Below are 14,024 nucleotides of genomic sequence, written 5' to 3' on the forward strand. Positions count from 1 at the left end.
GGGAACTTCGATGGCTGTTGAAGTAGTCATGCCAAAGTTAGGTATGTCGATGAAAGAAGGAACCATCTCGGTTTGGAATAAAAAAGAGGGGGACATGGTCGCAAAAGGCGAAGCGATCGTGAGCATTCAATCGGAAAAAATTGAGACAGAGATCGAGGCACCGGCAGACGGTACTTTACTTAAAGTCGTTGTGCAGGAGGATCAAAGCGTTCCTCCTGGCACAGTCATTGGTTATATTGGAGAACCAAATGAACAGTTAGATCAATCCAAATCACTTGAAAAACAGCAGGCCGACTCTCATGCTGAAAAAGCGACGGAAGGAGCCGTTTTTGACGTGGAAAAGCCTTCTTCAAAAGGAGCCACAGTGAGTAGTTCGCCTGTTGCAAGAAAGATGGCCCTAAAGGCAGGGATTAATCTAGAGGACATAGTAGGAACAGGACCAGGGGGAAGGATTACGAAGGCTGATGTGGAAAAAACCATTGCTGAGCAGAGGGTGGAACCAAGTGAAGCGAAACGATCGAATTCGGACGTTACAGAGAAGGGGATGCAAGACGGGGCCAAAATCACACCTGCGTCGGCCATGAGACAGGTGATCGCTACGCGGATGCACGGTAGTTTAATGCAATCAGCTCAGCTGACGATGAATATGAAAGCGGATGTAACGGACCTTATGGCTTTACGAGAGGAAGTAAACCACACTGTTCAAACACGATACGGGATGAAATTAACGGTAACTGACTTCATTGCCCGTGCTGTCGTACTCGCGTTACAAGAACATTCAAACATGAACAGCGCCTACATTGATGAGCATATCGTTACTTATGAATATGTCCATCTTGGGATGGCTGTCTCACTAACTCAAGGCTTAGTTGTCCCGGTCGTTCAACATGCCGAAGCCTTATCTGTGGTTGAGCTTTCAAAGCAGATTAAATCGTTGTCAGAGCAAGCTCGTACAGGAAAACTCCAAAGTGATCAATTGACAGGTTCCACATTTACGGTCACCAACCTTGGTGTCTACGGTGTCGATCACTTTACGCCGATTTTGAACCCGCCTGAGGCTGGTATTTTAGGGGTTGGGGCGGCAACGGATGCACCCGTTTTTCAAGGTGGCGATTGGCAAACGAGAACCATGCTACCGCTTAGCTTAACGTTCGATCATCGAATCGTTGACGGGGCACCTGCTGCCGAATTTCTACAAACGATAAAACAATTTTTAGAAAAACCCACTCACCTACTTTTGTAGAAAGGAGATTTCTATGGATAGAGTTACGATCGTTGGAGGAGGACCAGCCGGGTATGTGGCGGCAATTACAGCCGCCCACCGGGGAAAGCAAGTAACGTTAATTGAGCAAAAAAAATTAGGTGGCACGTGCTTAAATGAAGGGTGTATGCCTACGAAATCATTGTTAGAAAGTGCAGCCACCTATGATAAAGTGAAACACGCAAGTGATTATGGCATTAAGGGACCAGTAGATGAAATGCGTATCGAGTGGGGACAAGTACAGGCTCGTAAAAATCAAATTGTCCACCAGCTTGTGAAAGGGATCGATTATTTACTAAAGAAGCATAAAATAGAGCTTCTGGAAGGCGCGGCTTCGTTTCAATCGGCACATGAATTACTTGTGCAAACAGAACGAGGTCAACAAACAATCGAAGCAAATCAAATTATCATCGCGACAGGTTCTGAACCGACTCCGTTACCTTTTGCTCCTTTTGACAGGGAATGGGTTATCAGTAGTGAACAAGCAATGTCGTTACCTATCCAGCCTGAATCTATGATCATTGTAGGGGGCGGGGTGATTGGTTGTGAATTTGCAAGTATTTATGGACGGATGGGAACGAAAGTGACGATCATTGAAATGGCTGATCGGTTGCTGTTTGGTGAGGATCACGATATTTGTAAGGTTTTAATGGAGGAGCTTAAACGACAAGGGGTTGAAATCTATCCATCGACAGTCATCAAAGAAATGCAGCGAGACCGCAAGCAGGTTGTTGTTGAAAGAGATGGTCAAGTGGAGGTTTTAACTGGTGATTATGTGCTTGTTGCCATAGGAAGAAAGCCGCGTTTACAAGAGATAGGATTAGAGAGAATTGGAGTTGATTTTACTTCACGAGGTATAACGGTCAATGAACACATGCAGACGACGATCCCACATATTTACGCATGTGGTGACGTAATCGGAGGGATTCAGCTTGCCCACGTAGCGTTTCATGAGGGAAGCGTCGCTGCTAAGCATTTGTGTGGCGAACCTATTCAAGTGAGGTATGAGGCAGTTCCTCGTTGTATTTACACATCACCTGAAATTGCAACGGTCGGTTTGACGGAGACACAAGCGCGGGAAAACTATGGACACGTTCGAATTGGTGAATATCCGTTTGCTGCCAACGGGAAGGCGCTTATTGCGAATGAAACGATAGGAAAAGTAAAAGTTGTGGTCGAGCCTGAGTACGAGGCGATCGTCGGGTTAACGATCGTTGGACCCCATGCCACGGAATTAATTGCTCAAGGAACGCTCATGGTACACAATGAATTAACGCTTGATAGTTTAGAGTCGTTTATCGCTGCTCACCCAACCGTATCGGAAGCTGTACATGAAGCTGTGCTGCAAGCATTAGGCCAGGCGGTTCATGTCTAATTTTTTGGCCATTCCTTGATTGATCTCATTGTTAGCGCTTTCTTTTGTGGTATAATCAAACCAAATCTTGATCTATCTTGACATCTATTAGCGACCCTGCTGATTCATTAAAGAAACGTTTGAATCAAGGAGAGAGGGTGAAAAAATGAATCATTCACTTCCTTTGCAAACATGGAAACGTTTTGTAAAAGAAGGAGCTTTAGACGAGGCGAGGCTCAGAACGCGCATCTATGAATCATGGCACCGATGCAAAAAGGCACAGGTCAGTCCTTATTTGAATAAAGGGACCTTTGTGTTAAATGAGAAGGAGTTTGAGAATCAAATAGAAAAAAACAGACGTTTACTACAATTGGCTCAACCTCATCTTCAGCAAATCCATGATTTTATTCACTCTCTAGGAATGATGGCGCTGATCATTGATTCAGATGGATATGTCCTGCAGATAACTGGCCATGAACATACCGTATCAAAGGCCGATAGGATTAATTTCATTGAAGGCGTTCGTTGGACAGAAGAAGCGGTGGGAACGAATGCTATTGGTACCGCATTAAAAATCGAAGAACCTGTTGTGATTAGTGGGTATGAGCACTATGCGGTTGCCTCCCATACATGGAACTGTTTTGCAGCCCCAATCCGTGATGAGGAGGGGAAAGTCGTCGGTGTCATCGATGTTTCTTGCCCAAGTGATCGTTCTCATCCTTACGTTCTAGGGATGGTGACGACAATCGCATATGCAATAGAAAAAGATTTTCATGTTCAGGCGAAGCAGGACGAATTAGAGCTTATGCAACAATCGATGGGTCTTTTATCTAAACAAGAGCCTGCCCTGATTTGTAACCAAAAAGGGAAAGTCATTGGTGCTAGTTCAAGCATATACGAGCAATTACCACACCTTGTCGGTTGTCATATGGATGAGCTTCGATTAGCCGGATACAAAACTCAATTAAAAGCACCTATATTCTCTAAACATGATCCGATGCTGGCCATTGGTTATTTTGTACGGGCTGAACGAATGGAGAAAAGCAAAAAACCATTTTCATTGGCAAATACGCATAAACCATTTCTGTTCAAAGGCGAACCTGGAGTGAGCAAAAGTTTTCGACAGACATTGAATCTCATTCAGCGAGTGGCTAAAACGGATGCAACTGTTTATTTGTTTGGCGAAACAGGTACAGGAAAGGAAGTCACGGCCCGCACCATTCATGAAAATAGTAGTCGACACGAAGCACCGTTTGTCGCGATTAACTGTGGTGCGATACCGAAAGATTTAATTGGAAGTGAGCTTTTCGGTTATGTGGAAGGTGCGTTTACAGGTGCTAGGCGACAGGGGTATAAAGGGAAGTTTGAGCAAGCGCATGGCGGCACCGTATTTCTTGATGAAATTGGCGAGATCCCTGAGGCGATGCAGATTGCTCTTTTGCGAGTTTTGCAGGAGCGAGTGATCACACCGATCGGAGGGACAAAAGAAATTGAGGTGGATATCAGACTTATCACAGCGACTAATAAGGACTTGCGTCAATTGGTGAGAGAAGGGAATTTTCGCGAAGATTTGTATTATCGCTTGAATGTTTTCCCGATTGCTTTACCATCGCTCCGAGAACGAAAGGAAGACATCCCTCACTTGATTCGTTACTTTTGCCAGCAAAACGGTTGGGAGTTGAACCTCTCAAAAACACTCATGGCGAAATTGATGAGTTATCATTGGCCAGGGAACATTCGCGAATTATTGAATATTTTAGAACGGATCTTTATTTTATCGGACGGAGGAGAAAGGGAAGTATCGGAGTTTGACTCACTGTTGTTTGAACACCATAAAGGTACGGAAGATTCGGAAAATGAAGCGGTCGAGCTTACGGGTCCTTCTGCAAATTCTTTACCCTTTCGCGAACGAATTTTAAAAGAGAAAATGATTCGTGCGCTGCGGGATACAAATGGAAATGTGACGTTAGCGGCAAAGGAGCTAGACATGCCGCGAAGCACGTTTTATAAAAGGCTAAAAAAATACAATTTGTCATGAGCTCATAAAAAACAGAGCTGTCGAACGGGATCGTTTCTGGACAGCTCTGTTTTTTTACGGAGAAGATGGTTTTAACTAATGAGCTTTTGTATATTTATGTATGATCTTAGACCTCGAGTGCAAAATGCTCATCGTTTTGTGAAGAAAAATGTCAAGACTAAAAAAATGAAAGATTTTTCAGATAAATGAATAAATATTCTGTTGCGTTACATATTAACTTCTTTATAATAATTGCCGATGCTATGAATAGCTCCATAGATCATACAAAAGAGCAGGGGGTTATGTCATGGCAAAATCAATCAAATGGAAGTTGATTGTAACGACATCAGGACTAATAGGGCTTATTGTTTTCGCTATATTAGGCACGATGTACGTGCAAGCGAGCAAAGAAACACAAACATCAACCGAAAGCGAAGCAGGACGAGTCACTATTGAAATGGAAAAGTTGCTTGATTATTATTTACCTTTCTTTTCATCAGCGGTCGACCGTTTAGCTCAGGATCGAGCGGTAATGACCTTTTTACGCTCTAATCCCGATAATGAGTCGTTCCCAGATGAGATCAATGAGGAGTTTGTTTATTTTTTAGAAAATGATGAACGAGCCGACCTTTTTTACATTGGACAACAGTCGAATGGGAACTTTTATTCGTACCCGGAAGTCGAACTTCCAGATGATTATGATCCAAGGGCTCGACCGTGGTATGAAAAAGCGGCCGAAACGCCTGAGCAAGTCGTATGGTCAGAGCCTTATTTAAGTGCAACCGTTGGGCATGAGGTGATGATGGTTACGGTGGCGAAAGCGATTGTCGATCCGAGGAATCAACAACTTCTTGGTGTCGTTGCCATCGATATTTTGTTAGATGATTTATCTCAGTTGTTAAATGAAACCGAGGTTGGGATGGGTGGTTCTTTGGCACTGATCCATGAAAGCGGGATGGTCATTGCTCATCCAGACGCTGATTTACGCGGGGAAAACTTAAGTGATGAAAGCTTTATTCAAGATCTACAACAGGCCCAAGGAAAACAGGGACAGATAGAATATGAATTTGAGAATGAGGCACGAACGTTATTTTTTAACAAGATGGATCAGATGGATTGGAACATTGTCGCCTTTTATCGAGATAAGGAAGTGACGGCGCCTGTTCGCCAATTACGCAATTATTTTATCCTCGTTCTTCTTGTAAGTATGACGATTGCGACGGCAACCTCCTATTATTTCGGACGAAAAATGGCCAATCCGATTTTAGCCTTGAATGACCGAATGCAACAAGTCATCAAAGGAGATTTAACGGCTTCTGCTGATGTAAAAAGTCAAGATGAAATTGGTCAGCTAAGCGATGGGTTTAATCAAATGGTTCAAACGCTACGGGAGATGATTCACGCTCTGCGACAAACGGGGGCTACCTCCAATAAGGAGGCTGTGGAGTTGCGGTCCATGCTGCAGGAAGCGATTGCTTCTAGTGAAGAAGTTGCCACATCATCAACAGCTGTGGCGAACGGGGCTGTGGACCAAGCAGAAGAGATTGAGCATGCGAAATCAGACATTGAAAAACTTTCTGCTCAGATCGACTGGATGGATCAAACGGCAAGTCAAATTAATGAGCTTGCTGCATCAACAGCAAATGTAAGTGCTAGTGGGTTAGAACAAGTGGAAACGTTGCGAGAAAAAACGGAAGAGCATGAGCGAATTATTCAAAAAATGGAGGGCATCGTCAACCACTTTGTCCATCAAACAGAAGAAATTCTGTCGATCGTGGAGCTCATCCAGAGCTTTTCAGAGCAAACGAATCTACTTGCGTTGAATGCAAGTATTGAGGCAGCGAGAGCAGGAGAATACGGCAAAGGTTTTTCCGTCGTAGCGGAGGAAATTCGCAAGCTAGCGGAGCAGTCAACGAAGGCGACAAACAATATCCAAAGCGCTGTACAAAAAATTAAAGAGAGCGGTGCTCATGCAACAGAGGAAATGACAAAAACAGCAGCTCAGTCAGCCGAGCAAGTAAAAAGAGTGGACCAGTCAATTGCTTCGTTTACCCATATTTCAAGCAATATTGAACAAGTCGTAAACTCAATAAAAACGGTCGTAAAACAGCTACAGACGATGAACGAAAGTCGTAATCAGGCAGTTCTGGCGATCAACAACATTGCTGGTACGAGTCAGGATACGGCAGCGGCTGCTGAACAAATATCTGCATCGATTGAAGAATTAGTAAACGTGCTAAATACGATCGGTACATCGTCTGAACGCTTAAACACCCTTAGCGATGATTTAAACAAACAAGCAAAGGCGTTTAAAGTTCAATCAACTGATGACGTAGAGAGCGAAAAATAAGTTCAACATATGTAGAAAGTCGTGTGGCCGCACCCACGGCTTTTTATGGTATTCTTATAAGAACTAGGTAAAGTTTTGACAGGGAGGGATATGTATGGAAGAACATGAAACGTGGGAAGCGCTAGATCAATATTTTAGCGAGAAGCTTCATGCCTTTGATCCAGTGATGGATTGGGTTTTAGAAGCAAATGAAAAGGCGGAGCTACCACCAATCGATGTCGCGCCAAATCAAGGAAAATTCCTTTATTTGCTCGCAAAGCTAAAAGGAGTAAAAACGATTTTAGAAATTGGTACCCTTGGAGGCTACAGTAGCATTTGGATGGCGAGAGCATTACCTGATGATGGTCGTCTCGTGACATTGGAATTTAGCGAAAAGCATGCAGCCGTAGCTCAAAGCAACATGAAAAAAGCAGGAGTCGATGGCAAAATTGATGTGATCATTGGACCGGCGCTTGAAACATTGCCTACGTTAAAGGATAAAGGGTTTTCCAGTTTCGATATGATTTTCATCGATGCTGATAAACCGAACAATCCTCACTATTTAGAATGGGCCCTTAAGCTATCAACGCCTGGTACACTTATCGTCGGTGATAATGTTGTTCGCAATGGTAACGTGTTGAACAAAGAAAGTGATGATCCATCTATCAAAGGAATTCGCCAGTTTATTCATTTACTGTCTGAAGAACCTCGCATTGAATCGACCGCCATCCAAACGGTTGGAATAAAGGGCTACGATGGATTCGTTGTCGGAGTTGTTAAAAAATAGAACTTACTTTCTTTGCAGGTCTATTAAGGCCTGCTTTTTTTGTTAGGTAGTTGGTAATAACCCTCAGTTATATTTTCCCCAGTAAAGTCTGACATTATAGGTGAAACCACTTAAAAGGAGTCATTGCATGAAAGCCGTCACCTATCAAGGAATAAAAGATGTAAAAGTAAAAGAAGTACCAGACCCCAAGCTGGAGAAAAAGGATGATGTGCTCGTAAGGATTACAAGCACAGCTATCTGCGGATCGGATCTTCACCTCGTTCATGGCATGATCCCTAACTTTCCTAAAGGGTATATTATCGGCCATGAGCCGATGGGAATCGTGGAAGAAGTAGGGCCTGACGTGACAAAGGTAAAGAAAGGCGATCGCGTCATCGTACCGTTTAATATTGCGTGTGGGAAATGCTATTATTGTACGCACGATCTAGAAAGTCAATGTGATAATTCTAATCCGAATGGGCAAGCCGGTGCATATTTTGGTTACTCAGGTACTTTTGGTGGTTATCCAGGTGGACAAGCCGAGCTATTACGGGTTCCGTATGGTAATTTCACCCCTTTCGTCGTACCGGAAGATGCGGAAATGGAAGACGAAAAGTTACTGTTTTTATCCGATATCATTCCGACAGCTTATTGGGGTGTTGAGCAAGCCGAAGTAAAAAAAGGGGATACCGTTGTTGTGTTAGGCTGCGGACCTGTTGGACTATTAGCACAAAAATTTGCATGGCTGAAAGGTGCCGAGCGGGTTATTGCTGTTGATTATGTTCAATATCGACTTACCCACGCCAAGCAAACAAATCAGGTGGAAGTGCTCGATTTTTCAACCATCGATGATGTAGGAACCCATATTAAGGAAATAACCAAGGGGGGAGCCGATTCTGTCATTGATTGTGTTGGGATGGACGGGAAAAAGTCAGCAGTAGAAATGGTGGAAACAGCGTTAAAGCTACAAGGAGGAACATTAGGTCCAATCAATATTGCGAGCCAAGCCGTTCGTAAAGGTGGAACGGTCAGTATCGTTGGTGTTTATGGGACGCGGTATAATGCGTTTCCGCTAGGGGATTTTTTTGCGCGCAATATTACATTGAAAATGGGGCAAGCACCGATCATTCACTACATGCCGACCCTATATCAAATGATTAAGGACGAGGTATTTGATCCGACCGATCTGATTACACATCGCTTACCTTTAGAGTTGGCAGAGCATGGGTACGACATTTTTGATGCAAAACAAGATGACTGTATAAAAGTGGTTTTAAAGCCATAACGGAGAGGGTCAGACACATGATGCAACAATGCTTTTATTGCCAAGATGCAATCGGGGAAGGGATGGTTTACCATGTCCCCTTTAAATGGGAGCAAGACATTGAAGAGAAACCAATGTGTAAAGAATGCTATGATGAATGGCTCGAAGGGATTAAAGAATAAACGTTTGCCATTGCCCATATGACCGGCAATGGCTTCTTTGTGCGCTGAATAAACCCCGTATGTAAGACAAGATAGATAAAATTTATCAGTAAATTTTAAAAATTGATTGAAAACAGACGAAAAATCAGCTATATTTAAAACGCTTACATTAAGTCATCTGATGACCTAATGATCTAATGATGTTATAATATGGGGGGAAAATGATGAATTTAGGATGGTTGTCATTGCTTGCACTCATCCCGATATTGACGGTGTTTTTACTGTTAGTTGTTTTACGTTGGCCAGCGAAAAGAGCGATGCCAATCGCGTTTTTCGTTACGGCATTAGCTGCATACTTTTTGTGGGAAGTGCCAGGTCATCAAATAGGGGCTGCAAGTGTGAAGGGGGTCGTTACAGCCCTAGAAGTTCTGTTTATCGTGTTTGGTGCGGTCCTGCTTTTAAATACTCTTAAAGAAAGCGGGGCCATACATACGATTCGAAAAGGATTTATTGAAATTTCACCAGACAGGCGCGTCCAAGCCATTATTATTTGTTGGTTGTTTGGCTCATTTATTGAAGGAGCATCTGGTTGGGGGACACCTGCAGCAATCCTTGCCCCGCTCCTCGTGGCGATCGGCTTTCCAGCAATGGCAAGCGTTATGGTTGCCTTAATTATTCAATCGACTCCTGTTTCATACGGAGCTGTAGGTACACCTATCTTAGTCGGTGTCTCCTCTGGTCTTGCAGGGGCAGACAATGTAGCAGTCGAGGCGAGTGGACTAGGATTGACAGTCGACGAATATGTGCGAATGATTGGTGGACAAGTGTCCATCATTCACGGGATCGTCGGATTATTTATTCCGCTCATTATGGTGACCATGCTTACGTTCTTTTTCGGGAAAAATCGATCTTTAAAAGAGGGGTGTGAAGTATGGCCCTTTGCTATTTTTGCTGGATTGGCGTTCACGATTCCTTATATGATCGTTGCCAACGTACTAGGACCTGAATTTCCGTCGTTATTCGGAGGGTTGATCGGCCTTGCGATTGTCGTCCCTGCTGCGAAAAAAGGGTGGCTGCTGCCGAAGCGTTCATGGAGTTTTGCTCATGAATCGATGTGGGACCCTGAATGGACAGGGACGTTAAAAGCGGATTCTTTAGCAGAGCCGACGATTCGTCCATGGGTTGCTTGGCTGCCTTACGTGTTAATCGGTCTGTTGCTTGTTCTTACTCGATTGAATGGACTACCGTTTGGCAATTGGTTAAAACGGCTAGAGTTTTCTGTGGAAGGGTTGTTCGGGACAGCCATTTCGATTACGAGTACGCCTTTGTTTTTACCAGGATTTATTATGGTCATTGCTTCACTTGTTGGTTATGTTATCTATCGAATGAAAGTAGATTCTTATATGCATGCTGTAAAACAATCGAGCGCGATGATTGTTCGGGCAGCACCTGCATTATTATTTGCCGTTCCTATGGTTCAAGTGTTTATTAACTCTGGCGACAATGCCTCAGGATTTGTCAGTATGCCACTCGTGCTAGCCGAAGGAGTTTCTCAGTTGGTTGGTGAAAGCTGGCCACTTGTTGCACCAGTTATTGGTGCATTAGGAGCATTCGTTGCTGGCAGTAACACGATCAGCAATATGATGTTTTCCTTATTCCAATTTGGAACCGCTGAAAATGTAGGCTTGAATCCTGCGACGATTGTGGCGTTACAAGCAGTTGGTGGTGCCGCAGGAAACATGATTTGTGTTCATAATGTGGTTGCAGCTTCTGCTACAGCTGGGTTGATCGGAAAAGAGGGAGCCCTTATACGTAAGCTTCTCATTCCAACAGGGTATTACTTGTTTTTCGCAGGAGCGATCGGCTATGTGGCGTTTTTCGGTATCGGCTTTAATATTGGAACGATAATGGCTATTCTCGTCATCATCGGTATCGTTTGTATGATTGTCAAAGGGAATCAACAGAAGAAGGAGAAATTAAACAACATCGAAGAAAAGTTCGGAGGGTGATCATATGAAAGTTTCGTTGTTTATTACCTGTCTTGCTGACGTCTTTTATCCTGACGTCGGCAGACACACGGTTGAATTGTTAGAGCGATATGGCTGTGAAGTGGAGTTTCCGGAACAGCAAACGTGTTGTGGTCAGCCTGCCTACAATAGCGGTTATCATCGGGACACGAAAAAAGTCGCCAAACACATGATTGAGACGTTTGCAAGGGCAGAGTATGTCGTTTCACCATCAGGATCATGTGTTGCCATGTTCCATGAATATGAGGAATTATTGAAGGATGAGCTGGTTTGGCAAGAACGGGCAAAAAAACTTGTAGCTAAAACATATGAGCTTTCTCAATTTCTCGTAAATGTATTAAAAGTAAAAGAGGTTCATAGTAGTTTGCAAGCGAAGGCTACGTACCATACGTCTTGTCATATGACACGTTTGCTCGGTGAAACGCAAAGTCCATTTGATTTGCTAGAGAAAGTCGAGGGGTTACAGTTGGAAGAGCTACCGAATCGGGAGACGTGCTGCGGATTTGGTGGGACGTTTTCCGTAAAAATGACGCCGATTTCCGAGCAGATGGTAGATGAAAAGGTGCGCCATATTGAGGAGACAGGAGCGGACGTGTTAATCGGTGCTGACTGTGGTTGTTTGATGAACATTGGTGGGCGTATTCAGCGAAAGGGCAAGCCGATTAAAATGATGCACCTTGCCGAAGTGTTGAATCATCAAGAGCGGACAAGGGAGGAATGATTTTATGGGCATTAAAATTGGCCATGCGTCATTTGACGAGCGAGTGGAAAAAGGAATAGACAACCTTTTTATGCGACAAGCGGTGAGCTCAGCGCAAGAGCGATTAAAGCTGGCAAAAGCAAAGGCGGAAGAAGAGCTAGGGGACTGGCAGGAATGGCGGACGCTCGCCGAAGAGATCCGATCGCACACATTAGACAATCTTGATTACTACTTGGAGCAATTGAGCGATAATGTCAGCAAAAACGGCGGTTATGTTTATTTTGCGCAAACAGCTGAGGAAGCCAATGAATACATCAAAGAAATCGCAATGAAACAGCAGGCGAAAAAAATCATTAAATCAAAGTCCATGGTCACAGAAGAAATTGGCATGAACCAAGCCCTCGAAAGCATCGGCTGTGAGGTCATCGAGTCCGATCTTGGTGAATACATTTTGCAAATTGATGACCATGATCCACCGTCCCATATCGTGGCACCTGCTCTCCATAAAAACAAGGAGCAAATTCGAGAGACGTTCAAGGAGAAAAAAGGCTATTCCAAGTCTGCCAATCCGCAAGAGCTGACGCTTTTTGCTCGTGAACAGTTACGGAAAGAATTTTTACAAGCCGATATTGGCATTACCGGCTGTAACTTTGCCGTCGCTGAATCCGGCAGCATCACCCTTGTAACGAATGAGGGGAACGCCCGCCTTGCTACGACGATACCGAAGACGCAAATTACGGTGATGGGCATGGAGCGCATTGTCCCGACATGGGAAGAGCTTGATATCTTGGTGAGCATGCTTTGCCGTAGTGCGGTCGGGCAAAAGCTCACGAGCTATGTGACAGGACTTACCTCGACGAAAGAAGCAGGAGACGTGGATGGCCCAGAGGAATTCCACCTCGTCATCGTCGACAATGGTCGATCAAATATTTTAGGAACGGAATTTCAAGCGGCCCTCCATTGCATTCGCTGTGCAGCCTGTATTAATGTTTGCCCGATTTATCGCCATGTAGGCGGTCACTCCTACGGCTCGATCTACCCGGGACCAATTGGTGCTGTTTTGACCCCGCTTTTAGAAGGCTATGACGATCATCAAGAGCTCCCATACGCCTCTAGTTTATGCGCTGCCTGCACCGATGCTTGTCCGGTGAAAATCCCGCTCCATGAGCTGCTAATTAAGCATCGCCGGGTCATCGCCGAACAGGAGAAACGGACTTCGCTCTCTGAATCCTTGGCAATGAAAGGCTTCAGTCTTGTGGCAAGTCAGCCGAATTTATTTAAAATGGGGACGAAGGGTGCACCTTATGTTCTCTCGCCGCTAACAAAGGACGGTTCGATTAAAAAGGGACCAGGTCCGCTAAAGGGATGGACGGACATTCGTGATTTACCAGCTGCAAAGAAAGAACGGTTCCGCGACTGGTTTAAAACTCGAGGAAAGGGGAACATCCATCATGATTCAACGACGAGAGACCTTTCTCAATAATGTTGCAGAAAAGCTCGGTAGAGGGCGGCGTACGGCCGGGGTCAAGCGTCCGGACTACACCGTTAAGCCACAGTTTGAAGTGATGAAAGAGCACTCTTCAGATCAACTGGTGAATGTATTGTCAGGGCAGTGTACGAAAATCCATACGGACGTGAAGCAAACGAAAGTGGATCGATTAGAGCAAGCCATTGATAACGTGCTAGAAGAATATAGTGCGAGAAACGTGATTACATGGAACGACCCTCGCTTTGATCAGTTTGGGTTAACGTCATTTTTGCAGCGAGAGCAAGTGGAAGTGTGGGATCACACCGAGGGTGAACGCTTAGTCGAAAAAGCAGAGCAAGCCGACATTGGCATCACATTCGCTGACTACACACTGGCCGAGTCAGGAACCGTCGTCTTGTTAAGTGGGAATGGCAAAGGGCGTTCAGTCAGCTTACTACCGACATATTACATTGCAATTATTCCGAAGAGCACGCTAGTCCCGAGAATGAGCCAAGTGACGAGAGATCTCCACCTTAAGGCAGCCAGTGGAGAACGCCTCCCTTCCTGCATTAATTTTATCTCTGGACCAAGCAATAGTGCTGACATTGAAATGAACTTAGTCGTTGGTGTTCATGGGCCGATCCGCGCCTGCTATATTGTCGTAGAAGATCGTTAAG

General features: G+C 44.5%; 11 protein-coding genes. All 11 read left to right on the forward strand.

Annotated elements, in window-relative coordinates:
- Positions 1-10: 10 nt before the first annotated feature.
- The 11 genes from FED51_RS09730 to FED51_RS09775 all read left to right on the forward strand — a co-directional run bounded on the left by FED51_RS09730 (position 11) and on the right by FED51_RS09775 (position 14,023).
- Positions 11-1,243 (forward strand): dihydrolipoamide acetyltransferase family protein, encoded by a 1,233-nt coding sequence (locus tag FED51_RS09730; protein ID WP_053431271.1) that lies wholly within the window; start codon positions 11-13, stop codon positions 1,241-1,243.
- A gap of 13 nt (positions 1,244-1,256) precedes the next feature.
- Positions 1,257-2,636, forward strand: a complete 1,380-nt coding sequence (lpdA, locus tag FED51_RS09735; protein ID WP_053431270.1) for a dihydrolipoyl dehydrogenase — start codon at positions 1,257-1,259, stop codon at positions 2,634-2,636.
- Positions 2,637-2,781: 145 nt separating this feature from the next.
- Positions 2,782-4,653, forward strand: a complete 1,872-nt coding sequence (locus FED51_RS09740; RefSeq protein ID WP_053431269.1) for a sigma-54-dependent Fis family transcriptional regulator — start codon at positions 2,782-2,784, stop codon at positions 4,651-4,653.
- 286 nt (positions 4,654-4,939) lie between these two features.
- Positions 4,940-6,982 carry a methyl-accepting chemotaxis protein gene (locus tag FED51_RS09745; RefSeq protein ID WP_053431268.1) on the forward strand — a complete coding sequence of 681 codons (2,043 nt, stop codon included), beginning with the start codon at positions 4,940-4,942 and terminating at the stop codon, positions 6,980-6,982.
- A 94-nt stretch (positions 6,983-7,076) separates the two neighbouring features.
- Positions 7,077-7,748 carry an O-methyltransferase gene (locus FED51_RS09750; protein ID WP_053431267.1) on the forward strand — a complete coding sequence of 224 codons (672 nt, stop codon included), beginning with the start codon at positions 7,077-7,079 and terminating at the stop codon, positions 7,746-7,748.
- A gap of 127 nt (positions 7,749-7,875) precedes the next feature.
- Positions 7,876-9,012, forward strand: a complete 1,137-nt coding sequence (locus FED51_RS09755) for a zinc-dependent alcohol dehydrogenase (RefSeq protein ID WP_010897990.1) — start codon at positions 7,876-7,878, stop codon at positions 9,010-9,012.
- Between the two features lie 17 nt (positions 9,013-9,029).
- Positions 9,030-9,173 (forward strand): hypothetical protein, encoded by a 144-nt coding sequence (locus FED51_RS21120; RefSeq protein ID WP_010897991.1) that lies wholly within the window; start codon positions 9,030-9,032, stop codon positions 9,171-9,173.
- A gap of 203 nt (positions 9,174-9,376) precedes the next feature.
- Positions 9,377-11,161, forward strand: coding sequence for an L-lactate permease (locus FED51_RS09760; RefSeq protein ID WP_053431266.1), 1,785 nt, complete (start codon positions 9,377-9,379; stop codon positions 11,159-11,161).
- 4 nt (positions 11,162-11,165) lie between these two features.
- Positions 11,166-11,900 (forward strand): (Fe-S)-binding protein, encoded by a 735-nt coding sequence (locus FED51_RS09765; protein ID WP_053431265.1) that lies wholly within the window; start codon positions 11,166-11,168, stop codon positions 11,898-11,900.
- 4 nt (positions 11,901-11,904) lie between these two features.
- Complete coding sequence (locus tag FED51_RS09770) at positions 11,905-13,362, forward strand: LutB/LldF family L-lactate oxidation iron-sulfur protein (protein ID WP_053431264.1); 1,458 nt, start codon at positions 11,905-11,907, stop codon at positions 13,360-13,362.
- The gene (locus tag FED51_RS09775) at positions 13,331-14,023 is read left to right on the forward strand and encodes a LutC/YkgG family protein (RefSeq protein WP_053431263.1); all 693 of its coding nucleotides are present in this window, start codon (positions 13,331-13,333) and stop codon (positions 14,021-14,023) included. Before FED51_RS09770 ends, FED51_RS09775 begins: the two co-directional genes overlap by 32 nt.
- Position 14,024: the final 1 nt, after the last annotated feature.

The sequence above is a fragment of the Halalkalibacterium halodurans genome, from assembly GCF_005671335.1.
Classification (GTDB): Bacteria; Bacillota; Bacilli; order Bacillales; family Bacillaceae_D; genus Halalkalibacterium; species Halalkalibacterium halodurans.

Coding starts and splice junctions, on each gene's coding strand:
- FED51_RS09730 (WP_053431271.1), top strand. CDS start 11: ATGGCTGTTGAAGTAGTCATGCCAAAGTTAGGTATGTCGATGAAAGAA.
- lpdA (WP_053431270.1), top strand. CDS start 1,257: ATGGATAGAGTTACGATCGTTGGAGGAGGACCAGCCGGGTATGTGGCG.
- FED51_RS09740 (WP_053431269.1), top strand. CDS start 2,782: ATGAATCATTCACTTCCTTTGCAAACATGGAAACGTTTTGTAAAAGAA.
- FED51_RS09745 (WP_053431268.1), top strand. CDS start 4,940: ATGGCAAAATCAATCAAATGGAAGTTGATTGTAACGACATCAGGACTA.
- FED51_RS09750 (WP_053431267.1), top strand. CDS start 7,077: ATGGAAGAACATGAAACGTGGGAAGCGCTAGATCAATATTTTAGCGAG.
- FED51_RS09755 (WP_010897990.1), top strand. CDS start 7,876: ATGAAAGCCGTCACCTATCAAGGAATAAAAGATGTAAAAGTAAAAGAA.
- FED51_RS21120 (WP_010897991.1), top strand. CDS start 9,030: ATGATGCAACAATGCTTTTATTGCCAAGATGCAATCGGGGAAGGGATG.
- FED51_RS09760 (WP_053431266.1), top strand. CDS start 9,377: ATGAATTTAGGATGGTTGTCATTGCTTGCACTCATCCCGATATTGACG.
- FED51_RS09765 (WP_053431265.1), top strand. CDS start 11,166: ATGAAAGTTTCGTTGTTTATTACCTGTCTTGCTGACGTCTTTTATCCT.
- FED51_RS09770 (WP_053431264.1), top strand. CDS start 11,905: ATGGGCATTAAAATTGGCCATGCGTCATTTGACGAGCGAGTGGAAAAA.
- FED51_RS09775 (WP_053431263.1), top strand. CDS start 13,331: ATGATTCAACGACGAGAGACCTTTCTCAATAATGTTGCAGAAAAGCTC.